The sequence below is a fragment of the Alistipes onderdonkii genome (genome assembly GCF_025145285.1).
In the GTDB taxonomy this organism is placed as follows: domain Bacteria; phylum Bacteroidota; class Bacteroidia; order Bacteroidales; family Rikenellaceae; genus Alistipes; species Alistipes onderdonkii.
In genome coordinates, this window is sequence record NZ_CP102251.1 from 450,049 (window position 1) to 474,253 (window position 24,205).

A 24,205-nucleotide genomic window follows, 5' to 3' on the forward strand; every position below is an offset into this window, starting at 1 on the left:
CACCCGCTTACCGTACAGGCTTCACATCCGCCCCGTCCTCTTCCTTCAATGCAGCGCCGACGCTTCAACCTCGCGGGCTACAACCTTCTACCCTATGGCCGCCGCATCGCGGGAACACGCCCCGCAGGCACGGCGAACGGGGCGAACCGCCCGGCAGGTCGTTTCCGTCATTCGACCGAATCGAGTTTCAGGCCCCCGTCCTCGCAAACGACCCGAACCGTTCGCGTCCCCTCTATCCCCATGTCGATGAATTTCACGGCATAGAGACCGTTTCCCAGAGCCGTTACCGAAACGACCTGCGATACATCGCCCGGGCCGTCCTGGCATCCGGTTCGGAAATTCCAAACGGCATAACCGGCTCCGTCGTACTCGTGTGTATAGTCGTCCTTCAGCCGCCTTATCAACTTTTCCGTGCAGTACTTCTCCACTCCGGGTGCATAGTCCTCCCCGCCAAAAACATAGTCCGCATAGAACATTTCGATCAAACGGACAGCCTCGGCATCCCTGCACTCCGGCTGCCGGAGCTCCGGGAGCTCCCGGCGCACGCTGCATGCGCCGCCATCCGCCCCCGCATCCGCCTGCAAGCACGGGAGGTTCAGGAACAGGAGCACGATACCCAACAATAATTTCCCTTTCATCACAACCGACTTCATCGTTTTTCAAAGATAATATATTTCCGGGAAATCTCCGCCCTTGCAGCCGCTCAAGGCCGGGGCCTGCCCATCCGGCGCACCGAAGGTTTCCGCCGGCAGCCCCGCCCCCCGCCGGCACGGCCCGGAAAGCCAATCGGCAACATTCCTGCCGTAATCCGCTCCGTTTCTCGATCCGATGTTGTATCTTTGCCGCAGGAAACACCTTACTCCCATGAAAAAAACCTTGAAAATCGCGGGGATCGTCCTCGCTTCGCTCGTCACGCTGCTGCTGGCAGCCTTCCTGCTCGCCCGCTTCGTATTCAGGGAGCAGGTCGCCAGTGCACTCAACGCCTTGCTGGCGGAACAGCGCACCGAATTGCTGCGCGCGGCCGCACCCTATGCCGCCGACACCGTACAATTCCGCTTCGCCTACCGGCAGGACAGCGTGCGCGCCCGCGAAATCCGCGACCATTTCCGCCTCGACACGCTGCTGCGCCGCGATGCCTCGACGTGGGAGAATACCTTGGCGCTGGCAAAATTCGTCGCCCGCAACATCCCGCACGCCAACCAGCAGGTCTACCCCGAAAAGTGCAACGCCGTTGCCCTATGGGAGTATAGCCGCACGGTCGAACCGGCCTTCAACTGCCGTCTGCATTCGATCATGCTGCACGAACTGCTGCTGGCATCGGGCATCACCAACCGCTTCGTCACGTGCCTCCCGGCCGACTCGCTCGACACGGACTGCCACGTCGTCAACATCGCATGGCTGCCCGAGCTGCAGAAGTGGGCGATGGTCGACTCGGACATGCAGGCATTCATCACCGATCCGGCAGGTACGCCGCTCTCGCTCGCGGAGATGCGCGCACGGTACATCGGCGGCGAGCCGACGGAGGTACACCGCCTGCTGGATGAAAAGGACGACGGTTACTATGCCGCCTACTGGGCCAAGAACCTTTATTGGTTCGAATGCTGGGAAAGCACGGGCTTCGACCAGGAGCCGAACCGAGGCAGGCACCGCTGCGTGGTGCTGCTCCCGCCTGACTTCGAAGGGTTCCGGCTCGGCCGCACAGCGGTCAAAACCTCCGACGAAACACGTTTCTGGGCAGCGCCCGAAACCGCATCCGATTTCTGAAACACATTTCATACAAGTTTTACACACGCAATGCAAGAATATATCTCCAAACAGCAACAGGTTTTACGTCCCGCGGAACAGATTTACGCGGTCATCAGCCGTTTCGACAACCTCACGCCCGCCCTTGCCGACAAGGTCGAGGAGTGGCAGGCTACCGAGGACAGTTGTTCGTTCAAGGCCAAAGGCTTCACCGTGAAACTCCGCATGGAGGAGCGCGAGCCGGGCAAATACGTCAAGGTCGTCGGCGACGACGGGGGCGTACCGATGGATTTCGCATTCTGGATCCAGTTGCAGGAAGTCTCCGCCGCGGACACCCGCCTGCGGCTGGTGCTGCGCATCGACCTGAACATGATGATGAAGATGATGATCGGCAACAAGCTGCAAGGGGCGCTGGATCAGATCGCCGAGGGGATCGCCCGGGCGATGAACGCCGCCCCGCAGGTCTGAACGGACGGCAGACGAAGTCCGGCACAGCCCCTGCAAATCGGGCACGGTTCCGCAGGCACGATGCCCCGGGGCGATGATTCCGGGCGGGGAAGAGATGTTTGCCGCACACGCCGGGGGACACGCAGCCAAAGGCGGTATGACGCCGTGCCGCAGGCTCAGGCAAGGATCACGCAAGCATTCGTCGGCGCGACGCGCACACGAAAACCTATAAACGCACGCGATTATGAAACCGACAAGTTATCTATCAGCCCTTTTCCGGCCTTCGGCGCTTCCCGCCGGAGAGCGCCCGCCGTGCGACTTCGACCTGATCAGCCGCTATTTCTACAACTGCCCGGCGGAGGACGCCAGCCATACGATCGACGCCGAAACCACGGCCGACCTCGACCTCAACGCCGTATTCGAGCGCATCGACCGCACGACCTCGAAAGTCGGGCAGCAATGCCTTTATGCCCGCATACGCACGCTCCGGGGACAGGAGGATGCCGAGGCTTTCGGCCGCAGCACGGACTGTTTCTCCCGCAACGGGGAACTTGCGGCCAGCTGCACCGAATCCCTCTCCCGGCTCACCGACGAGGATGCCTACGGGCTGCAAAACCTGATTTTCGACACACCGGCCAAAGTCCGTTATTTCGCCTGGGTATACCCGCTCACCCTGCTCGCCGTGGCGACGCTGCTCGCCGCCCCGTTCTACCCGCTGTCGCTGCTGCTGTTCATGGCGGTCTTCGCCGTGAACCTCTATATCCATTACAGCAACAAGCTCAATGTCTCGCTCTACAGCTCGGCCGTAAAACAACTTTCGCTGGCATTGCGCACAGCCCGGGAACTGGCTGTCGAAGAGGTGCCCGGCACGGAGGAGGCCACCGGACAAATCCGGCAGGTCGCCGAGGTCGAACGCCGCAGCCGCGTGGTCGGGACGCAGGGCGACTCCGCAAACGAGCTGGCCGCCATCGCATGGCTTTTCATCGAGCTGGCCAAAGTCGCCTTCAATATCGAGGTGATCCTCTTCCAGCGCTTTATCGGCAGCATCACGGCCCGGCGCGATGCGATCCACGGCATGTTCCGCTTCATCGGGGAGACCGATGCCGCAATCTCCGTCGCACGCCTGCGCAGCGAAACCCAGACCTGCCGCCCTCAGTTCGTCGACGGAAAATACCTGAAGGCCGAGCAGGTCGTACATCCGCTCATCGACGGCTGCGTGCCCAATACGCTCGTCCTCGACGGCACGGGGCTGCTGCTCACCGGCTCCAACATGTCGGGCAAGACGACCTTCATCCGCACGCTGGTGCTCAACGCCCTGACGGCCGAGACCCTCGACATATGCTTCGCCGTCTCTTATACGGCACCGTACATGCGGTTGCTGAGCTCGATCCGCATTACGGACGACATCGCCGAAGGCACGAGCTACTACCTGCAGGAGGTGCTGACCGTCAAACGCTTCCTCGAAGCGGCACAGGATTCCGCCCCCTGCCTGTTCGCCCTCGACGAACTGTTCAAGGGGACGAACACGACCGAACGCATCGCCGCCGGGAAAGCCGTCCTCTCGCACCTCAACCGCGGCCCGCACATCGTGCTGGTATCGACGCACGACATCGAGCTGGCGGAGTTGCTCGACAGCGACGGCTACGAACTGCACCACTTCCGCGAAGAGGTGGTCGACGGGCAGCTGGTCTTCGACTACCAGCTGCACACGGGGCCGCTGACGACCCGCAACGCAATCCGCATCCTGGAACTGTACGACTATCCGCCCGAACTGATCGCCGAAGCCTATGCGGTGCAGGAACGGCTGCTGAAAAAACCGGAATGACGGCCAAACCACGGGCAGGAGCGCCGGCCTCGGAGGGTCGGCGCTCCTGCTTCAGATTTTCGGTTTCTGGAGCATCCGGATAACCAGCGACGCCCCGTAGATCAGCATTCCGTACATGATCGTAATGAACGAAACCTTGAATCCGCCGAGCAGCAGCGTCGGCGAAATATCGCCCGCCTGCTGAATGACGTCAAAGGCATGGTACATGCTTAGAATCTGAAGGAAGATCCCGCTCACCAAAGCCAGCAACCCGATCTCCTTCACCCATGCCGGGGCTTTCCATGCAGCGAACAGCATACAAATCAATTCGGCGGTCAGCAAAGACATCTGGTAAGAACCGCCTTCGAAAAACAACTGGTACATACGATAAAATTTTAAACGGACACGGGACTATTCCCTGCAACAAAGATAGTCCATCCGGCCCCGAACCGGCAAAAAAACGGACAGGCGAAACCCGTCGTTGCGCGGTCGAATCCCGCCGTCCGCCCCACGGGAGCATTTTTCCGGGCTCCGGGACGACGGACATGCGGTTTATTTACCTATATTTGTTGAAACGGATCGTCGCATGAAACATTTCCTCCCCGTCGCATGGTGGCTCGCGGCCACGGTCGTCATCGCACTGGTACTGGTCAGCCTGGGCTATCCCTTCACGGATGCCCTGCTGCTGGGCGCGATGTTCCTGCCGGGGATGCTCGCCGCCCGTTATTTCGTGCCGCAGCTCTCGTTCCGGAATCCCCGACAGGGGATTTTCGACGCCGTATACCTCGCTCTGGGCATCCTCTGCATCGAATACCTCGCGTTGATGCTGGCCGGGCGTTACATCCTCGGCGCAGGGGTCGGCCAGATGCCGGGGCTGCTGCTCAACCCTGTGTTCCTGCTGCTGATACCGGGCGCTTTCGTCGCCCCCGAGATCATGCTCGAAAACTACCTCACGGCCCGCTGCCCCTACGACAAAACGATCAGTTTCGTATCCGAGCGGCGGAAAATCACGCTCGACCCTGCGGAGATACTCTACGTCGAATCGAACGACAGCGAAGTCTGGCTGCACACCGCATCGGGCGAGGCCTACCGTACAAAGACGCGCATCTCGCAATGGGAATCGCAGCTCGACCGGCGCTTCCTGCGCATCCACCGCTCCTATATCGTCAACACGGCACACGTCGGCGAATACCACCCCTCGCGGGTCAACGTCGGCGGACAGGAAATCGAAATTTCCCGCAAATACAAGGACACCGCACGGCTGCGGTTCGAGTCCCCTGCGGGCGAATAACGCCCCGCAACCCGCAAACGGGAATTATTGCCAACACATCCGGCAGTGCGGCCATTTCACCGACGGCATAAAACCCCGATATTTGCATTACGGGAACAATGAGCCGGAGAAGGCCACATGCCACCGGGAAACTTAAAACAGGGAAAGTTATGAAACAATATGATGCCGTCATCATCGGCTTCGGCAAAGCGGGCAAGACCCTCGCCGCCGAACTGGCCGCACACGATTGGAGCGTCGCGATGGTCGAACGCTCGGACAAAATGTACGGGGGAACCTGTATCAACATCGGCTGCATACCGACCAAAGCCCTGATCCACAGCGCCGGGCTCGCAGCCGCAGGGCATCCGCTGACCTTCGGGCAGCGGCGGGATTATTACAGGGAGTCCGTCGCCTCGAAAACGGCGCTGGTCGAGCTGTTGCGGGACAAGAATTACCATAAACTGGCCGACAACGCCCGCATCGACGTCTACACGGGCGAAGGCAGTTTCGCCTCACCGGAAGCCGTCGCCGTGAAAACCGCCCGGGGGACACAGCAGATCGGCGGCAAATACATCGTCATCAACACCGGCGCCGAGACGGTAATCCCGCCCATCGAAGGCATCGCACAGAGCAGGCGGGTCTATACCAGCACCTCGATCATGGAGCTCGAAGAGCTTCCGCAGCACCTGGTAATCGTGGGCGGCGGATACATCGGGCTGGAATTCGCCTCGATGTACGCCTCATTCGGATCGAAAGTCACCGTGCTCGAAGGGTTCGCGGAGCTGATCCCGCGCGAAGACCGCGACATTGCGGCCGCCGTGCGGGAGGCGCTGGAAAAAAAGAACATCGAGTTCCGCATGGGCGCACGGGTCGAATCGGTGAGCGACACCGCCGAGGGCGTCACGGTCGCCGTCGCCGACACGCAGACGGACAGAAAATACGAAATCGACGGGGACGCCGTGCTGCTCGCCACGGGACGCCGCCCCGCCACCGCAGGGCTGAACCTCGCGGCCGCCGGAATCGAAACCGACGACCGGGGTGCCGTCAGGGTCGACGCACACCTGCGCACGACGGCTTCACATGTCTTCGCCGCAGGCGATGTGACGGGCGGGCTGCAATTCACCTATGTTTCGCTGGACGACTTCCGGATCATACGCGACGTGCTGCTGGGCGACGGAGCCCGTACCACGGCCAACCGGGGCCCCGTTCCCTATTCGGTCTTCATCGAACCGACGCTCTCGCACGTGGGCATGCACGAGGAGGAGGCACGCAAGGCAGGGCGCGACATCCGCGTCAACAGGATCGCCGTCGCGGCATTCCCGCGTTCTCGGATACTAGGTTCGACGGAGGGTGTGCTCAAAGCCGTCATCGACGCCAAGACCGACGAGATACTGGGGTGCACGCTCTTCGGAGCCGAATCGGGCGAAGTCATCAACACCGTCGCCACATCCATGAAGCACGGCGTCACGGCACACGACCTGAGCAATTCGATCTTCACCCATCCGAGCATGAGCGAATCGCTCAACGACCTGTTCGCCTGACGGGAACCGGGATGGGGCTCCGCCGGGCATCGCCGGGAAAGGATCCGGGGAAGGATCCGGGGAAGGCTCCGAAGAGAAAGCCACGGGGAGGGCGGGGAAACACACCGGTTACGCCGGCCAGAAAAGACAGCCGGAACGCCCCGGCGTCACCGCAACCCTATGATCGCCGCCGCGCTACTTTCCCATCGCCGCCGCCACGCAGCGGATCGTCGGGAAAGCATCCCGCAGGTTGCGGGCGACCTCCGCGGGCGTACACCACGCCGCCCGCTCGATCCCCTCTTCGAGCTGGGGCACAAGCCGGTCACAGGACGCCGTGTGAAGCTCGTACCAGTGGGTGCGTTTCAGCTCCCAGCGTTCGGTCTTGGGGAAATAATAGGCATGCAGCGTATCGCACAGGGGTCGCACCACCCCGGCGCGGACACCCGTCTCCTCCTCGATCTCGCGGGCCGCGCACTCCTCGATCCGCTCGCCGCATTCGAGGTGCCCCTTGGGTAAGTCCCAGCGGCCGTTGCGGCGGATCATCAGCCATTGGCCGCAATCGTTGACCACCACGCCGCCCGCCGCCTCTATAAGCGCGAACTCCGCGGCAAAGGCCCCGAACGCCGCCCCGGGATCGGGCGTGACGACAGCCGCCTTGTTGTACGATTCGAGAATTTTCGTTACCTTCGCTCGTGATATGCCGCCGTCCGGTGCGGGCGTCACGGCATACCAGTCCTCGCCAGGGGTCTTCGCAGTGAAAACCACGGCTTTATCTGCAAAATATACGGTATAGTCCATGCTGGCTCGATTTGAACGCGAAAATACGAATAATATAGAAGAAACCCCGACCAAAATGAAAAAATTACTCCTTTTTATGGCTATTGCAGCTGTGGGACTGGGCGCATGCGACGACAGGCGCCCGCAACCACTTACGATCGACAACGCCCTGACGGCCGACGAAATCGCCGCAGGCAGGCTCACCCCCGAGGTGATGTGGAAAATGAGCCGTGCAGGCTCCTCGTCGCTCTCACCCGACGGCAAGACGCTCCTCTATGCGCAGACCGACTACAACATGGCCCAGAACCGCGGCGTGACGACCCTCTGGGTGCAGGATATGGCATCGGGCGCCGTAACGCGGCTCACCGACACGGCCTCGAACAACGCCGCCCCCGAGTGGAGCTCCGACGGGCGGAAAATCTATTTCCTGTCGGATCGCAGCGGCTCGATGCAGGTGTGGCGGATGAACGCCGCTGGCGGCGACGCGACCCAGATAACGGGCAGCGGCGGGGGCGAGGGTGTCCCCGACGTCGAAGGATTCGGTGTCAGCCCCGATGAAAAACACATCTGGTGGGTACAGGCCGTGCAGACGGCGCGGCGCAAATCGTCGGACGTATACGAGGACATGGACAAGTCGAAGGCCCGCATCTACGACGACCTGATGGCCCGCCACTGGGACTACTGGGACGAAGGCTCCTACCGCCATATCTTCATCGGCGAACTGGGCAAGGGCCTCGTGACGGGAGGCACGGACATCATGCCCGATGCACAGTGGGACGCCCCGCTGGCGCCCTATTTCGACATGGCCGAAATCACCTGGAACAACGCAGGCACGATGCTGGCCTATACCTGTAAGCCGCTCACCGGCACCGAATACGCCGTTTCGACCGACTCGGACATCTTCGTCTATGTGCTCGAAAGCGGCGTGACGCAGAACATCTGCAAGCCGGTCAATGTCAATACCGGGGAGCCCGTCGCAAGCGACAAGGCCGTCATGGCCGGTTACGACAAATACCCCGTATGGTCGCCCGACGATACGAAAATCGCCTTCCTTTCACAGCGCCGCGCAGGCAACGAGTCGGACAAGGCACGCCTGTTCCTCTACGACTGTCGGACGGGCGACATGCAGGATCTGACGGAAGATTTCGACTACAACGCCATGAACGTCGTCTGGGAGGACAACGACACGATCTGGTTCATCGCACCGATCGAGGCGACACACCAGCTCTGCCGCATCTCACCCTCGGTAGGCGAGGTCGAGGTGGTAACCCGCGGCGACCACGACATCAACGCCTTCTCGATGGCCGGCGATAGGATCGTCGCCGAAATGTGCACGATCTCGATGGCCACCGAGTTCTTCGGCGTCGACCCCGCCGACGGCACGCTGACGCAGCTTTCGGCCATCAACAAACCGGTTTACGACAACATCAGGATGGGCGAGGTGCAGAAACGCTGGGTGAAGACCACCGACGGCAAGCAGATGCTGACGTGGGTGATCCTGCCGCCCGATTTCGACCCGGCCAAGAAGTACCCCACCCTGCTTTACTGCCAGGGCGGCCCGCAAAGCGTCGTGTCGCAGTTCTGGAGCTACCGCTGGAATTTCCAGCTGATGGCCGCACAGGGCTACGTCGTCGTGGCGCCCAACCGCCGCGGCCTGCCCTCGTTCGGGCAGGAGTGGCTCGACCAGATATCGGGCGACTACGCGGGGCAGAACATCCGCGACTACCTCTCGGCCATCGACGACGTGGCCGGGGAGCCGTGGGCCGACGAAACCCGCATGGGCTGCGTCGGGGCATCGTACGGCGGCTACTCGGTATTCTTCCTGGCCGGCTGCCACGAAAAGCGTTTCAAGGCGTTCATCGCCCACTGCGGCATCTTCAACTTCGAGTCGATGTACGGTGAGACCGAAGAACTGTTCTTCATCAACAACGACTACGGAGGCCCCTACTGGGATCGGTCGAACCAGGTCGCACAGCGCTCCTACGCCAATTCGCCGCACAAATTCGTCGACAAATGGGATACGCCGATCCTGATCTTCACGGGTGAATACGATTTCCGGATCCCCTACACGCAGTCGCTCGAAGCCTTCACGGCCGCCCGCGTGCGCGGCATCCCGGCGCGGCTGGTGGAATTCGAAAACGAGGCGCACCAGGTCTTCAGGCCCCAGAACTCGCTCGTCTGGAACCGCGAATTCTTCGGCTGGCTCGACAAATACGTGAAATAACGGGCGGGGGCGTCCCCGCATCGCAAGGCCATCCGGATTTCCCGGATGGCCTTTTTTGTCCACCGTGCATCCTTTTACGTTCTTTATCTCATCATTTCAGCCCGATCGCTATCCCTCAAATCGGCTGGTTCATTGAAAAAATCCACCGGTTCGTTGAATTTATTTTCATCTGCCTTCGCATAGTCCTATTTTTGTTCTCGACACTAAAAAACATTTAACTATGAAGACAGTACCACCAATCGGGAGGGGAGACCATGCTATGTCGCACCCCTGCTCGAACAGATCGACGTGCAAACCGAGAAGGGGTTTGCCGCATCAGATTACCCCGGAACCGGGGGAGTAAGTCCCATGGGCAGCTACGATGATTATTACGACACCGAATAAACAGCAGCTGCCATGAAAAGATTTTACATTTCCATTCCGGTTCTCCTTGCAGCTGTCCTCGGCGCAGCATGCAGCAATTTCGACGAAGCGACCCCCAAGCCGGGTGCAAACGAGGCCGTCGTCGGGCTCCGCGCCGACATCGCCCCCCGCCAGCAGACCCGCGCCGAGATCGACGTAGACTTCGAAAACGGGCTTTCAGGCTCGTGGAACGAGGTGGACATCCTCGGGGTCATCCACAAGGCGCCGGGCAGCCAGGACTTCTCCGCCCTCGGGCAGTTCGCCTTCGACCCGGAATCCCGCACGTTCAAGGGCACGCTGCCCTCCCAAACCGGCGAATGGCACTACCGCGCATTCTACCCGCACAACGGTACGGCGAGCGTCTCCGGATCGAAGACCACGGTGACCGTTCCGTTCAGCGCGCTCCGTACGCAGGAGGGTAACAGGTACAACAGCGAATACGACCTGCTGGCGGCCGATGCGATCCTGTACCCGAACGCCGCCCCGGGCATGACACCCCAGGGCGAAGCCCTCAGATTCAACCTCAACCGTTTCACGACGATCCTCGCACTGCGCATGCAGGGCGGCGCAGCGTCGGAAAAGGTGGCTTCGGTTATGCTGACGGCCGTAAAACCGATCGCTTCCGAGCAGCTGACCTTCGAACTCCCGACGAGCGCATACGACATCGCCGCGGTCAACCCCACGCTGGTCGCCGAGGGCCCGTCGCCCGCCGGCGGCACCGTGTCGATCGACTCGGAGCGCATCACCGTCACCTACAAGGACGGCACGGCACCCTCGGCCGACCTGAGCGAGACGTTCTTCAACGTGCTGCCCGACGAGAACTACGGGGAACTGGTCTTCACCGTCTGCACCGACAAGGGCAACACCGCGAGCGTGACGGTAAACCGTACCACGCCGATGGTCGCCAACTGGGTCTACACCAAAATAGCGACGGGAACCTTCGCCAAAGCCACGCCCCCGACCATCGAGTGGCTCGGACACGACCTCTCGCAGCGTTACGAGCTGGCAGACACGGGCAACGAGGCCGATATCGAGGTCAGTGTCCCGGGCGGCATCCGTAAAATGGAGGTGGAAATCATCGCCCCGGTGCTGACCGAAAGCGGATTGCTGGAGCTGGCCGGGCTTGCCCCCACGATGGAGCTGACCGCCCCGGCGACCGAGAATATGGCCGAGATGCTCACCCAACTCGGATTCCCGACCCCTTCGCAGCTGCTCGACCAGCAGTACGCATTCTTCCAGATCGGAGGGCTGATCGACCTGCTGGCCATGGTCTGCGCCGAGGTGACGGAAACCGCACACTCCGACTTCAGGTTCACCGTCACGGACAACGCAGGGCAGCAGACCACGGTCACCCTGCAATACGCCAAGACCATCGCCTCGGCGATCACCCCGGGCGCGGCCTACAACGACGACGCGAACTTCTGGACGAACACCGCGACGCTCGCATGTGTGGTCGCCCCGGAAGACTTCCAGCACACGACGGTCGAATACAAACGTACCGACGGCACCTGGCAGGCTGCCGCCAAGGGGACGCAGAATGCCGAAGACGGGACTTTCACAGCCACGATCAGCAGCGCCTACAACGCCGACAACACGATGATAAGCGAAACCGGCATCCGCCCCGGCCACCGATACGAATACCGGCTCGTCATCGACGGCACGACGAAGGCTTCCGGCACGATCGACCTCACCGCCGAGAAAGGCGACCCCATCCAAAACGGCGGCATGGAGGACTGGAGTACGACGACCCTGGGCAGCAACAAAAACATCGTATATCCGAATGCGAGCGGCAACAGCTTCTGGACATCGGGCAACAACGGACAGACCACGGGCCTATGCACCAAGAACGAAAACATATGGATCGGGAATACCAGCGGTTCCTACTGTGCATACCTGAAGCCGAACCTGACCTCGATCGGGTCGATCAAGATCTTCGCTGCCGGCAACCTGTTCACCGGCTCCTTCGACTACACGGTTTCCATATTCGGATGGAGCGGCGGAACGGCCAGCTTCGGTTCGCCCTACGCATGGACTGCACGTCCCACGGCGCTACGGGTCAAAGCCAGGGCGACGGTCGGCAACATTCAGACCCTGGGGGCGAAGAAGGACGAGCTGTCCACCTCGGACATCTCCCCCGCACGCATCTTCGTATGTATCTGCGACAGGGACACCCGAATCGACAACGTATCCCAGACCAAGGCGCTTAGCGGGGAATACAACATCAGCGGGACGTTCGAACCCTCGGACACCGGCATCGGCATCCTGGCATACGGCGACCACAAATTCACGGCCTCGACCGACGGTTGGCAGACCATAACCATCCCGATCGTCTACAACGACCGCGACGCGACGCCCATCCCGTCGAAGGCTTACAACATCATGATTTCGTGCTCCTCGGACTGCTACGGGGCATTCTTCTGCGGCAGCCAAAGCAACGAACTGTACGTCGACGACTTCGAGTGGATATACTACAACCCCGGCAATAACAAACCCCGGCGGCACCACGGCCTCCCTTTCGAAACCTCCCTGCACCTGCGGGGAGGTTTTTTGTCGTATCGGGCGATATGACAACAAGTTATGGGGCTCCTGCGCCCTTCCCGGCGGATCGGCACACATACGCGAGGACGGGAAATAGTGAAACAGCGGGCGTTTATGATGAAATTGCCCGGGTTCGTTGAATTTATTTTCATTTGCGGCTGCGCAAACCTACTTTTGTTATGTCACTTTAAACTTTTGCATATCATGGGAATTGAATTAGCCAAACGAGGGGGGGGGAAATACTCCGTCCCTACCATCGAAGTAATCGAGATCACGACTGAAAAGGGATTTGCCACATCACCGGTAGGCGGGAGTGTTCTTCCGATGTCCTATGACGACAGTTACATGGACGAATCCGACGAAGCCTAACACCGCAGCGCCATGAAGAAATCCCTCAAACTCCTCTTCTGTGCAACGGCCCTCGCATCGCTGGCCGGCTGCAACAAGTTCGACGAAGCGGACACCGCCCCGGACTCCGGCAACGGTTCGCTTATTAAAGTCTATGCCAAGGTCGCCGAGAACGACGGCACCCGCGCCAACATCCATGTCGGCGAAAGCGCCTTCACGGCCGAATGGGAAGCCGGCGACGCCCTGGGCATCCTGCCTGTCAAAACCGGCGGCACGGCACCGGCCACGGCTGCCAAATTCGACTACAACACAACCTCGGCCGCATTCGAAGGTTCGCTCAACGATTTCGCAGCGGGCGGCGGCAATTACTATGCCTTCTTCCCCCACGCGAAGGTCACCGGCACCACGGCCAACCTCCCGTTCGGGAACCTGCGCACGCAGGCGGGCAACGATTTCAACAGCGCCTACGACGCGCTGGTCGCCACCCCCAGGGCATACACCGATGACGACGAGGCGGGCAAGGCCGACGGCAAAGACGTCACCTTCACGCTGCACCGCCTTACGTCGATCCTCAATTTCTCCATCGCCACGCCGGCCGACAAGGTGAAATACCTGCTGCTGACCGCCGGCGGGGAAACCCAGAAGCTTTCGGCCTCGAGCCTCGATTTCGCCCTCAAAAACGGGGGTGCCGAGACAGTTGCCAGCCTCAGCACAACCGACCAGTCGAACGTCATCGCATTGCAATACACGCCCGATGCGGCGGGCGGCGACCACGTCGAAGCCTTCTTCAACGTCCCGGCCGACCTCTACCCCACGCTGACGCTCGACGTAATCGACTCCGACAACCAGATGGCCACGGTCACGGTCGACCGCACCGAAGCCTTCGAAGCCGGAACGCTCTATAAGAAAGCGGTCGACGCCCCGCAGTTCGCCTCCATCGCGCCCCCGTCGCTCGTATGGCCGAATCAGGATATGAACGAACCGCACGACATTACTAAATGCGGCACCGATTATGAGGCCAATATCCAGATTACCGTCCCGGGAGGTATCGCAGGGCTTATGGTAAATATCACGTCCGGTGTACTGAATGAAATGGGCCTTACAGCACTCGATCTTTTCAGTACTGATTTAGGGCTTCCTGGGATGACCGGCGGCGTTGCTATTCAGTATCAGAAATCTACAATCTTCAATATTACTGAACTCATACCTTTGATCGCTGGACTAGCCGCCCCTGGCAGCGAACATATTTTCGAGGTAGTCGTAACCGATCTGGCCGGACAGCAAACGACTCAAAATTTGGCATTTTATATGCCGTCCTCATCCCCAATTACCTATAACGAGGATGCAGACCTTTGGGCCAATACAGCATCGTTTACGCTTTCAAATATTCCGACCGACGCGACATCTGTCAGCGTACAATACAAAAAATCGACAGAGACTGCATGGCAGACCGCCGAAATTACCGAAAACAATACAAAAGCGGAAATAAAACCAGACTGGACATCATTTACAACTCCCGATTGGGCTACTCCAAATGCAACTGACAATACAGTTCTCCCATTCCAGCGCATTGCTACAGGGACAGGAGTGTTCGCAGGAAATACTTATGATTATAAACTAATTGTCGACGGTAGTGAATATACAGGGCAATTTACCACCGACGCAGGTAATACGATTACCGACGGCAGTTTAGAATCTTGGAAAAACACCCAACAATTCCCTGGTAGCGAATCGGGCTCTTTGACGAAAAGTTATACTTATAATTTTTGGGGTAGCGGTTATAACAGCTTTGCACCTAATTTATGTACTCGAGATGAGACAAAATCAGGGCGAAGCGGAACATACTGTGCAAAACTGACTGCAACCTACAATAGCTTAGCAAGTGTTCCTGCTCCTGGAAACCTATTTACGGGAGATTTTAGAATTTCATTGAGTCCGATGGGCGGATATGTTTCTTTCGGAAAACCATACACATATACAGCTCGTCCCAGCGCAGTTAAATTTAAATATCATGCAAAAATCGGGACAATCGACTATAATCTTCATAGTGGAAAAATTGCGGTGGGTGATATGGACAAAGCCAGAGTAATGGTATGTATTGTTGATTGGACGGCTCAACAACAAGTATATGCTGGAAAAAACGCTCCATCCGGAACATGGGATCCAGAGATACAAACATCGACTAACAACGGAGCAATCATTGGTTATGCTTCCAAATTCATCGAAGAATCCACCCAAGGTGATGAAATGGTGGAAGTCATAGTTCCGATAAATTATTATCAACAGACAGAACAAGCTCCGAAAAACTCGTACAATATCGTAATATCATGCTCAACAAGCGCATACGGAGATTACATGGATGCATGCACCTCCAACGAGATGTACGTCGACGATTTCGAATGGGTATACTAACCCACCGGAAATATCCGGAAGGCCAGAGGCCTTTATCCCCGACCTCCCTGCGATTGCAGGGAGGTTTTTTCTTGCGCGGGGTATTGCCGCGGCGGGCCGTCGTGCAACACGGACGGTCGGCACACAGCCCGCGGGCGGATGCATCCTGTGCCGAAAAAGTCAAAAAAAAGGTTCGAACAGGTTTGCCCGACAGGGTGTTCGTGATGAAAAACCAGGCATTCGTTGAATTTATTTCCAAGATACGCGCCGCATGTCTATTTTTGCACATTGCCAATAAAAAACTCATACCCATGCGCATAAAATTCCGGACATCCCGACCCATGCAAACGCCTCGGGATATTTCATATACCGGTAATCCGACCGGCGGCACAACGGCATATCCCGCCGTACTCCCGGCAGCGCACGAGGCAACCGAGAATCCCGACAACATCTTTTACCGAACGATCCGGACTGCTATGAAAAAACAACTTATATATCTATTGGCATCGGCGGGCCTGCTGGCCGCCGGATGCTCCACGGAAAACGACACGGAAGCGACGGGATACGGCACCCTGTCCGTTAGCTGCACGGCCGACACGTCGATCGACACGGCTTCGGCCGAGGCTTCAGGCACGCCCGAAGCGCCCGCAGCCGGGGCTTTCTCGCTCACGGTAACGGGCGAAACGGGCACGCAGAAATGGGATACGCTCACCGAGTTCGAGCAGAGCGAAACCGTCTTCCGGATGGGCAGCTACACCGTCGCGATCGCCCACGGCGACCCCGATGCGGAAGGAGCCGGCAAACCTTACTATTATGCCGAACAAAAGATCGAAGTGCTGCCCCGGCGCACGGTAAATGCAGACCTGACCGCCACGGTGGCCAATTCGCAGGTGGTAATCCGCGCCACGGAGCAGTTCCTCGCCTATTTCCACGATGCCAGGTTCACCGTGACGACGGCCTCGGGCAATGAATTCGCCTTCACGCCCGGCAGCGACCCTGCCGACGAACCGGTGTTCGTCAAGGGCGGCACGCGGCTCACGGTGACCGGCACGGCACGCCGCCAGAGCCCGACGGGCACGGGGGAAGGCCCCGAGGTGACTTTCTCCGCCCAGACGCTCGACGCCACGACGCCGCGCACCTGCCACATCATCACCTACGATGCCAAAAACGCGGGCAGCGCCACGCTGACCATCACACTCGGCGAGGATTACACCGATACCCGGACGCTTGACTGCGAGGTCAACGAGGGAGCCATCGACGATACCGAAAAGAAATAAAAACAGGGAAAGATATGAAAACATTTACCAAATTTCTTACGATGTTAGCGGTTGCGGCACTCTTCGCGACCGGCTGTGTAAACGAAGAGCCCCCGTACAAGGAGGATCCGAACCCCGAGCCCGCCGGGATGACCGGCTATCTGTCGATCGGCAACCTCTCGATGACAGTCGTCTACGACGAAACCGAAATCCGTCCCGACGACACGTCGGACGAGACGCAGGCCGCACGCACCGCATCCGGGACGCGCGCTACGGCTCCCGACGTGGACAGCTTTATCGTGGAGATCCTCGACGCCGACAACGCGCAGGTACTCGAAATGACCTATGCCGAGCTGAAGGAGCAGCTCAAGACGCCGATGGAACTGAAGGTGGGCGCCTACCGCATGGAAGTCCGCTCGGAAGACACGATGCCCGGCGTGGACTGGGAACACCCCGTCTACGGTGCGACGAGCGACTTTACGATCACCAAGGCACAGACGACCTCGCCCGAAGAGGTGGTCTGCACCCTGCAGAACATCAAAGTCTCGGTGGAATATTCGTCCGAGCTGGCCGATATGCTGGCCGACACCAGCAAGGCCACCGTATCGCTGGGCGACACCAGCCTGGATTTCCTCAAAACCGCAACCCGGGCGGCCTATTTCAAACCGCAGGCACTGGAAAACACCCTGGACTTCGTATTCGACGGCACTTTCGCCGACACCGATGTCCCCGCTAAATTCAGCAAGCAGATCACCGGGGTCAAGGCCGGGCAATGGCGCAAGGTTTCGGTCGTAATCGGCTACGCCGACAAGGGCAACATCCTCTTCTCGGTCAAAGTCGACAACAGCATCCTCCAGGACAACAAGTTCGTCGTCGACGGTACGGAAAACCTCGGGGAAGAGCTCCTCGAAGACCCCAACGCCCCGGCACTCACCTGGCCCGGGCACGACATGACGCAGCCCTTCACGCTAACCGACGCCATGTTCGACGCGGAAGGGAACTGCATCGAACCGTTCGCATTCGACCTCTCCTCGCCCAACGGCATCGAATCGCTGCAAGTGACCGTCGGCTCCACCAACAGCCAGTTCCTGGCGTCGATGTCCGCCATCCAGTTGCCCCAAACATTCGACCTCTGCGCCCTCGACGCATCTTCGGCGGCAGGGATTATCCTCAAGGGCTTCGGCTACCCCGTAGGCAGCGAACTCAAAGGACAGACGGCCAAGAGTTTCAACATCGCAGGGCAGATCAGGGCGCTCTATGAATTCGACGGTACGCACACCTTCGCCTTCACGATGACCGATGCAAAAAACGTCTCGTCCGAAGCCGTACTGACGCTCGTAGTCGATAAAAGCTCGGGGCAGACGGGCCCCCGGATCACGTGGCGCGGCTACGACATCGACCAGCAATACGAAGTGCAGAAGGACATGGTGATCGACATCGACATCGAGGCCGACAAAGGCATCAAGTCGTTCTTCGTGACGATCGACTCCGAAACGCTCAGGCCGCTGCTGCCGGTGATCAACCTGCCGGAGAAATTCGACATCTGCGACATCCCCGACGAACTGGTCGAAGTCCTGCACGGCGAATTCGGGTTCCCGATCAACGAGCAGGTAAAGAACCAGACGTCGGTGACCTTCTCGATCACCAAATTCGTCGAGATACTGCTGGAAATCCCGGGCGAGCATAATTTCGTCCTCGACGTGACGGACAACGATAATGTACTGACACACAAGACTGTCAAACTCATCGTCCACTAAAGCCGACCGATAATGAAACGATATATCTCATATTTTGCCGTACTGCTCGCGGTGCTCCTCGGCGCGGCCTGCTCGAAAGACGACTCCGCCGCGGGCAGCGACAATCGCACGGGCGTCATGGCGATGACGGTCTCGACCCGGCAGACAGCCGACACCGGCGAATACGACCCGTTGCAGCACCAGACCGTCTACATCTACAACGACGAGGGCGGCCTGCTGCGCAAATACACCTCGAAAGAGACCTGTCCCGAACGGCTGGAACTGTTGGCCGGCACTTATCGCGTAGCGGTCGAAGCCGGAGAGGAAGCCCCCGCCGATTTCACGAAACGGTTATACAAGGGCGAGGAGAAGTTCACCGTCAAACCCGGCGAAACCACAAACGTTGCGGTCGTCTGCCAGATCGTGAACACCGTCGTAGAGGTGAAATTCGACGATACGATCGCCGAGAACCTCGCCCCCGGCTATTCCGTATGGATTGCCGGCGGGGAAAAGGTCGACGAGGAAGCCGCCGAAGCGGGCAGCGTCCCGGCGCTCAGGTTCACGGCCGAAGGGACGGGTTACTACACCCTGCCCGACGGAAGCCTGGAATCGTGGAGAAGCGCCCAGCAATTCCCGGGTTCCGGCACCAACTATACCTTCTGGGGCAGCGGCTACAACGCGTTCGCCAAGGAACTCTGTACCCGTGACGAGGCGATGCCGGGACGCGTCGGGACATACTGTGCCAAACTGTCCGCGACATATAATACGCTGGCCAAGGTTCCCGCACCGGGCAACCTATTCACGGGAGACTTCGCCATCCAGGTTCTCGGCGGGATGGGCGGCAACGTCTCTTTCGGCAAAAAGTTCGCTTACAACGCCCGCCCGAGAGCCGTCAGGTTCAAATACCACGCTACGATCGGGGAAGTCAACTACAATCTCCACGGCGGGAAAATTCCCGTCGGCGAAATGGACAAGGCCCGGATATTCGTCTGCATCGTGGACTGGACGGCCCAACAGAAAGTATTTGCCGGGACAAAAGCCCCGACGGGCACCTGGGATCCGGAGACACAAACCGAAGCGGCCAACGGCCCCATCATCGGGTATGCCTCCAAATTCATCGAAGAAACGACCCAGAGCGATGAAATGGTAGAAGTTATATTGCCGATAAACTATTACCAGGACACGGCCGCCGCTCCCGATGGGAAGTACAATATCGTCGTATCCTGTTCCACCAGTGCATACGGGGATTACATGGATGCCTGCACCACCAACGTGATGTACGTCGACGATTTCGAATGGGTATATTAACGATTAAACGTAAACGCACGACAATGCGCAAGATAACCACCAGTACGCTCCTGGCACTCCTGCTCCTGGCAGGCACGGCGCCGGAGAGCCGTGCACAACAGACGAACGCCGCGGCGTCCCTCGCCCCGCAGGCCGACAGCACGAGCTGCATGCAGCACGAGGAACGTCCTCAGACCGTCAACGAAATGCGGCGCCAGCGCGGCCTTACCGACAAACACAACCTCTTCGTCCCGCGCGGGCAATGGATCTTCGGAGGAACAGCCTCCTACTCGACCCACTCGAACGATACGTACAGGTTCCTGGTCGTCGAGGGCATCGAATCGAAGGGCTACACGTTCAAGGTCAGCCCGATGATCGCCTATGCCTTCCGCGACAACATGGCGCTCGGAGGCCGTTTCATCTATTCGCGCTCGCTGCTCAAACTGGACAAGGCCGACCTCAACCTGGGCGGCGAGGATTCCGACCTGAATTTCGAGCTGAACGACTGCTATTCGCTGCAACAGAGCTATTCGGTGGCCATGATCTGGCGCCAGTACATCCCGCTGGGCCGCAACAAGCGTTTCGCACTCTTCAACGAGATGCAGCTCTCGGGCGGCGGTACGCAGGCACGCTTTGCCAAGGACTCCCCGGTGAAGGGCACCTACCAGACGGGCTATACCTTCTCGCTGGGTATCTCGCCGGGTATCATCGCCTTCGCCACGAACAACATGGCCGTCGAGGTCAACGTCGGCGTGATGGGCATCAGTTACAGCCACACCAAACAGGTACACAACCAGGTGACGGTCGGCAAGCGCAACGCCAGCATGATGAACTTCAAAGTCAATATCTTCTCGATAGGGCTCGGCATGGCATTCTATCTCTAAACACGGCACGCACATGAAACGAATCATACTTTCCATTTTATCGGTATTCATCACGCTCGGCGCCGCAGCGGAGACGGGACAAGCCCTCCCCGCAGTGCAGCGGGCCGCTACGGCCGCAGTCGAAGAAACCCCCTCCGGCAAAGAGGGCAGCGTGCCCCCGGAAACTTCGGACACCCCCGGAACGGGCACCGAAGCCACGACGGAAACAACTTCGGGACTCGCCGCAGAAACGGACACTGCAACCGCAGCGGGCACCCTCGGCACCCTCGGCGCCCCGGCGGCACCCTCGGCGCCGATGCCCGCAGCCATGCCGGCCGAAAAGCACAAGCGTCCCCAGGTGGAGCGTTTCCTGCCCACGCGCCGCCGCATCGACCGCGAGATCAACAAACTCAAATTCGCCTACAAGGGCGAAGTGATGATGGGTCTTACGGCCTCCTACGGTACGGTTTCGAGCGACGACACCGACCTCATGCTCATCTTCGACAACATCGATGCGGATGCCACGATCGCAACGGTAAAACCCTTCGTCGGTTATTTCTACCGCGATAACAACTGTATCGGCATCCGTTTCGGATACAGCCACATGGGCGGCACGCTCGACAACACCTATTTCGATGCGGGCGAGGGCAACGACCTCTCGGGGCAGCTCCCCTACGTCGATCTTTCGAGCGACGAATACTCATTTGGCATTTTCCACCGTTCTTATGCGGGGCTCGACCCCAAAGGACGCTTCGGACTCTTCGCCGAGTTCGAGCTGGCGCTCTCGACGGGACATTCGAGCTTCGCATACGACCCGGATCATAACGAAGGAGGCGCACCCAACCGCACCTACAACGACAAAACGCAGGTAAAGTTGGCGTTCAACCCGGGAGCTGCCGTATACATCTTCCCCAACGTCTGTGCGACGATTTCGTTCGGGCTGGGCGGCATACAGTATACGAGCATCACCCAGAAGGATGCCGACGGCAACAAGATCGGTTCGCGCAAGGCTTCGAACATGCGTTTCCGGCTCAATATCGCGGCCATCAACTTCGGTATGACGATACATTTGTGGGACAAGAAAAAGCAGTAAACTATGAAATACCTACGCATACTCTTTTCGGCGGCGGCACTCCTGCTGGCAGCGTCGTGCATCGAGAACGACATACCGTACCCCACCATCGAGCTCAACATCCGCAGCATCGAGGGCAAGGGGTTCACGGTGGCCGGCATCAGCCTCGTGAACCGTACCGTGACGCTCACGCTGGACGAGAAGACCGATATCCGCAAGGTCACCATCGACAAGGCGGAATTCGACGTCGCCACATCCAACCCGATGATGACCGACAAAGAGAAATTCATCAGCCAGATCAGGACTTCGCAGCCGCTGAGCGGGGAGTTCGACCTGCGGGCGCCGCTCTATGTCACGCTCTCGCTCTACCAGGACTACGAGTGGACGATCGTGGCCGAGCAGCCCATAGCCCGGTCGTTCACCGTCGCCGGGCAGATCGGATCGACACTGATCGACACGCAGGCGCGTACGGCCACGGCCTATGTCGCCGAAGGCACCGACCTGAAGGCCGTCACGGTCACCAGCCTCAAGCTGGGGCCTGCCGACATCACCGCCTACTCGCCCACGGCCGAGGAACTTTCCGCCACGGGCTTCGAAACGGTTCGTCTGGTCGACGTCACCTGCCACGGCCGCACGGAGCGGTGGATGCTCCATGTCCAGCCCACCAACGTGAAGATCGGTGTCCGCGAGATCGACCTCTGGAACAACACGGCCGTCGTAACCACGATGGTTACGCCCGAAGATTACGCCACCGCCGAAATCCAGTACCGTCTGAAGGGTACCGCCGACTGGCAGACGACGCAGAAGGGCGCACAGGACGAAAGCGGCATCTTTACGAGCTCGATCGCACCCGAATGGACAAGCCTCACCAACGATGCGGGCATCCCCGTAAAACGCCTCGTCACGACCAAGGGCGTCTACGCCGGGCAAACGTATGAATTCCGGCTTCTCGTCGGCGGGCAGCAGACCGAAACCGCCGAATACACGGCACCCGCGGGCGACACGATTCCCGACGGGAACATGGAAAACCCGGGCTTGTCGTGCTTCACGAGCGAAAATACGAATGCGGAGTTCTGGGCCAGCGGTAACAACACATTTGCGGATAAGCTCTGTAGGCAGGGGACTTTCAACGGAATGGGCGGCAGCTATTGCGCGAAACTGGCCGCGGCAGCCCCTCCCCTCGTCAACATCGCAGCCGGCAACCTGATGTCCGGCATCTTCTACAAAGACGGCCTGTGGACGGGCGTAGTAGAATTCGGACAGCCCTACAACTGGACGGCGCGCCCTTCGGGCATGAAGGTGAAATACCACGCGACACTGGGCACGATCGACGCAAGCAAACATTCCGGGGCTCCGGTCGGCATAGGCGACCCGGACAAAGCCCGCATCTTCGTGGCCATCGTAGACTGGAGCAGCCGCCACCGGGTAGCATCCGGGACGGGCGCCCCCACGGGCACCTGGGATCCGGCGGAAACCACCCAGACCGCAGAAGGGAAACTCATCGCCTACGGGTCGCTGTTCGTCGACAAGTCGACCGAAGGCGAGCAAATGGTAGAGGCCACCCTGCCGCTCAACTTCTACGACCCGGCTGCGGGACGCCCCACCGGCAAGTACAGCATCATCATCTCCTGCTCCACGAGTGCCTACGGCGATTACATGGTGGGCTGCACGACGAATGTAATGTACGTCGACGATTTCCAGTGGGTCTATTGACCCGGCGCCGGACAAGTCCGCCGGCAACTCAGAAGATATAAAGAGAAAAGGCTGAACCCCTGGGTTCAGCCTTTTTGCTGTAGATTCAGACTTTTCAATTCCTGCCGGAGTTATCTCCGAGCAATCCGGCAGTATTTGTCATAGCGTCCTATCACGTCGTTCACGTAGGCCAGCGTCTGCCGGCTGCCGGTGAAACGTCCGCACTTGACCGCCTCGCTCTCGTAATACTCGGGCTGCGCCTTGAGTTGCAGGTAGCGGGCCACGACCTCCCACGAATTGGGATCCTCGCCGTTGAGCCGTGCCAGGCGCCTCGCATCGTTCACATGGCCGATCCCGCTGTTGTACGAGGCCAGGATGATGCTCATCCGATCCTTCTCGGGAGTCCCCTCGGGGAAACGGAGCGTGTTCATAATCTTCGACATCAGCTTGTTGGCCAACCATATGTTGGTCTCGGGATTGGAGACCTGCTCGGTCGGGACGTCGAACTGGCGTGCCACCGAGGGCATGATCTGCATCAGCCCGCGGGCCCCGCTGCGCGAGGTGATGTCGGGCGTGAACCGCGATTCATGGTAGGCGATGGCGCTCATCAGGCGCCAGTCGTGGCCCTCTTTTTCGCTGATGTTGCGAATGACATTGTCATAAGCCGAGATCACATAGTCGCCCTCACCGAGCAGCGAATTGCCGAAATCGGCCGCATCGTCGTTCAGCAGCATGTCGTCCGTCACGGGTGTGCTGAACTGGGCGTTAAAGCCGTAAAAAGTCGTCAGGATTGTTAAGAACGCAAAAGTTAAAACTGTCTTTTTTAACATAAAAT

18 protein-coding genes are annotated in these 24,205 nt (G+C 59.4%); 14 read left to right on the forward strand and 4 right to left on the reverse strand.

What is annotated here, in order from left to right:
- Nucleotides 1-167 precede the first annotated feature (167 nt).
- On the reverse strand, nt 168-638 hold the full coding sequence (locus NQ559_RS01965; protein WP_154653996.1) for a hypothetical protein: 471 nt from the start codon (nt 636-638) through the stop codon (nt 168-170).
- A gap of 226 nt (nt 639-864) precedes the next feature.
- Between NQ559_RS01965 and NQ559_RS01970 the strand changes: the two genes are divergently transcribed.
- From NQ559_RS01970 to NQ559_RS01980, 3 genes are all read left to right on the forward strand, one after another.
- Nucleotides 865-1,764 (forward strand): hypothetical protein, encoded by a 900-nt coding sequence (locus NQ559_RS01970; RefSeq protein ID WP_018695166.1) that lies wholly within the window; start codon nt 865-867, stop codon nt 1,762-1,764.
- 30 nt (nt 1,765-1,794) lie between these two features.
- Entirely contained in the window at nt 1,795-2,211 is a 417-nt protein-coding gene (locus NQ559_RS01975) for an SRPBCC family protein (protein ID WP_018695165.1), read from the forward strand.
- 223 nt (nt 2,212-2,434) lie between these two features.
- Entirely contained in the window at nt 2,435-4,015 is a 1,581-nt protein-coding gene (locus tag NQ559_RS01980; protein ID WP_018695164.1) for a MutS-related protein, read from the forward strand.
- 51 nt (nt 4,016-4,066) lie between these two features.
- Here the strand turns inward: NQ559_RS01980 and NQ559_RS01985 are convergent, their stop codons facing one another.
- Nucleotides 4,067-4,378 (reverse strand): hypothetical protein, encoded by a 312-nt coding sequence (locus tag NQ559_RS01985; protein ID WP_018695163.1) that lies wholly within the window; start codon nt 4,376-4,378, stop codon nt 4,067-4,069.
- A 202-nt stretch (nt 4,379-4,580) separates the two neighbouring features.
- Here NQ559_RS01985 and NQ559_RS01990 point away from each other — a divergent pair, with 202 nt between their 5' ends.
- Both NQ559_RS01990 and NQ559_RS01995 read left to right on the forward strand, forming a co-directional pair.
- A complete protein-coding gene (locus NQ559_RS01990) occupies nt 4,581-5,285 on the forward strand; it encodes a LytR/AlgR family response regulator transcription factor (protein WP_018695162.1) in 705 nt (234 codons plus the stop codon).
- A 149-nt stretch (nt 5,286-5,434) separates the two neighbouring features.
- Complete coding sequence (locus NQ559_RS01995) at nt 5,435-6,805, forward strand: FAD-dependent oxidoreductase (protein WP_018695161.1); 1,371 nt, start codon at nt 5,435-5,437, stop codon at nt 6,803-6,805.
- A gap of 174 nt (nt 6,806-6,979) precedes the next feature.
- Here NQ559_RS01995 and NQ559_RS02000 read toward each other — a convergent pair whose 3' ends face one another.
- Nucleotides 6,980-7,582, reverse strand: a complete 603-nt coding sequence (locus NQ559_RS02000; RefSeq protein ID WP_018695160.1) for an NUDIX hydrolase — start codon at nt 7,580-7,582, stop codon at nt 6,980-6,982.
- Nucleotides 7,583-7,658: 76 nt separating this feature from the next.
- Here NQ559_RS02000 and dpp5 point away from each other — a divergent pair, with 76 nt between their 5' ends.
- From dpp5 to NQ559_RS02045, 9 genes are all read left to right on the forward strand, one after another.
- The gene (gene dpp5, locus NQ559_RS02005; protein WP_018695159.1) at nt 7,659-9,785 is read left to right on the forward strand and encodes a dipeptidyl-peptidase Dpp5; all 2,127 of its coding nucleotides are present in this window, start codon (nt 7,659-7,661) and stop codon (nt 9,783-9,785) included.
- A 396-nt stretch (nt 9,786-10,181) separates the two neighbouring features.
- Nucleotides 10,182-12,755: a PCMD domain-containing protein gene (locus NQ559_RS02010; protein ID WP_018695158.1), complete on the forward strand. Its 2,574-nt coding sequence runs from the start codon at nt 10,182-10,184 to the stop codon at nt 12,753-12,755.
- A gap of 351 nt (nt 12,756-13,106) precedes the next feature.
- Nucleotides 13,107-15,485 carry a PCMD domain-containing protein gene (locus NQ559_RS02015; RefSeq protein WP_018695156.1) on the forward strand — a complete coding sequence of 793 codons (2,379 nt, stop codon included), beginning with the start codon at nt 13,107-13,109 and terminating at the stop codon, nt 15,483-15,485.
- Between the two features lie 455 nt (nt 15,486-15,940).
- Nucleotides 15,941-16,741, forward strand: a complete 801-nt coding sequence (locus tag NQ559_RS02020) for a DUF4493 domain-containing protein (RefSeq protein ID WP_229111499.1) — start codon at nt 15,941-15,943, stop codon at nt 16,739-16,741.
- Nucleotides 16,742-16,755: 14 nt separating this feature from the next.
- Nucleotides 16,756-18,477 (forward strand): DUF4493 domain-containing protein, encoded by a 1,722-nt coding sequence (locus NQ559_RS02025; protein WP_018695154.1) that lies wholly within the window; start codon nt 16,756-16,758, stop codon nt 18,475-18,477.
- A 12-nt stretch (nt 18,478-18,489) separates the two neighbouring features.
- Entirely contained in the window at nt 18,490-19,764 is a 1,275-nt protein-coding gene (locus NQ559_RS02030; protein WP_018695153.1) for a DUF4493 domain-containing protein, read from the forward strand.
- Between the two features lie 23 nt (nt 19,765-19,787).
- Nucleotides 19,788-20,627 (forward strand): hypothetical protein, encoded by an 840-nt coding sequence (locus NQ559_RS02035; RefSeq protein ID WP_018695152.1) that lies wholly within the window; start codon nt 19,788-19,790, stop codon nt 20,625-20,627.
- 13 nt (nt 20,628-20,640) lie between these two features.
- Nucleotides 20,641-21,699, forward strand: a complete 1,059-nt coding sequence (locus tag NQ559_RS02040; RefSeq protein WP_018695151.1) for a hypothetical protein — start codon at nt 20,641-20,643, stop codon at nt 21,697-21,699.
- Nucleotides 21,700-21,702: 3 nt separating this feature from the next.
- Nucleotides 21,703-23,391 carry a PCMD domain-containing protein gene (locus NQ559_RS02045; protein WP_018695150.1) on the forward strand — a complete coding sequence of 563 codons (1,689 nt, stop codon included), beginning with the start codon at nt 21,703-21,705 and terminating at the stop codon, nt 23,389-23,391.
- Nucleotides 23,392-23,501: 110 nt separating this feature from the next.
- Here NQ559_RS02045 and NQ559_RS02050 read toward each other — a convergent pair whose 3' ends face one another.
- Nucleotides 23,502-24,200, reverse strand: coding sequence for a transglycosylase SLT domain-containing protein (locus NQ559_RS02050; protein WP_018695149.1), 699 nt, complete (start codon nt 24,198-24,200; stop codon nt 23,502-23,504).
- Nucleotides 24,201-24,205 lie beyond the last annotated feature (5 nt).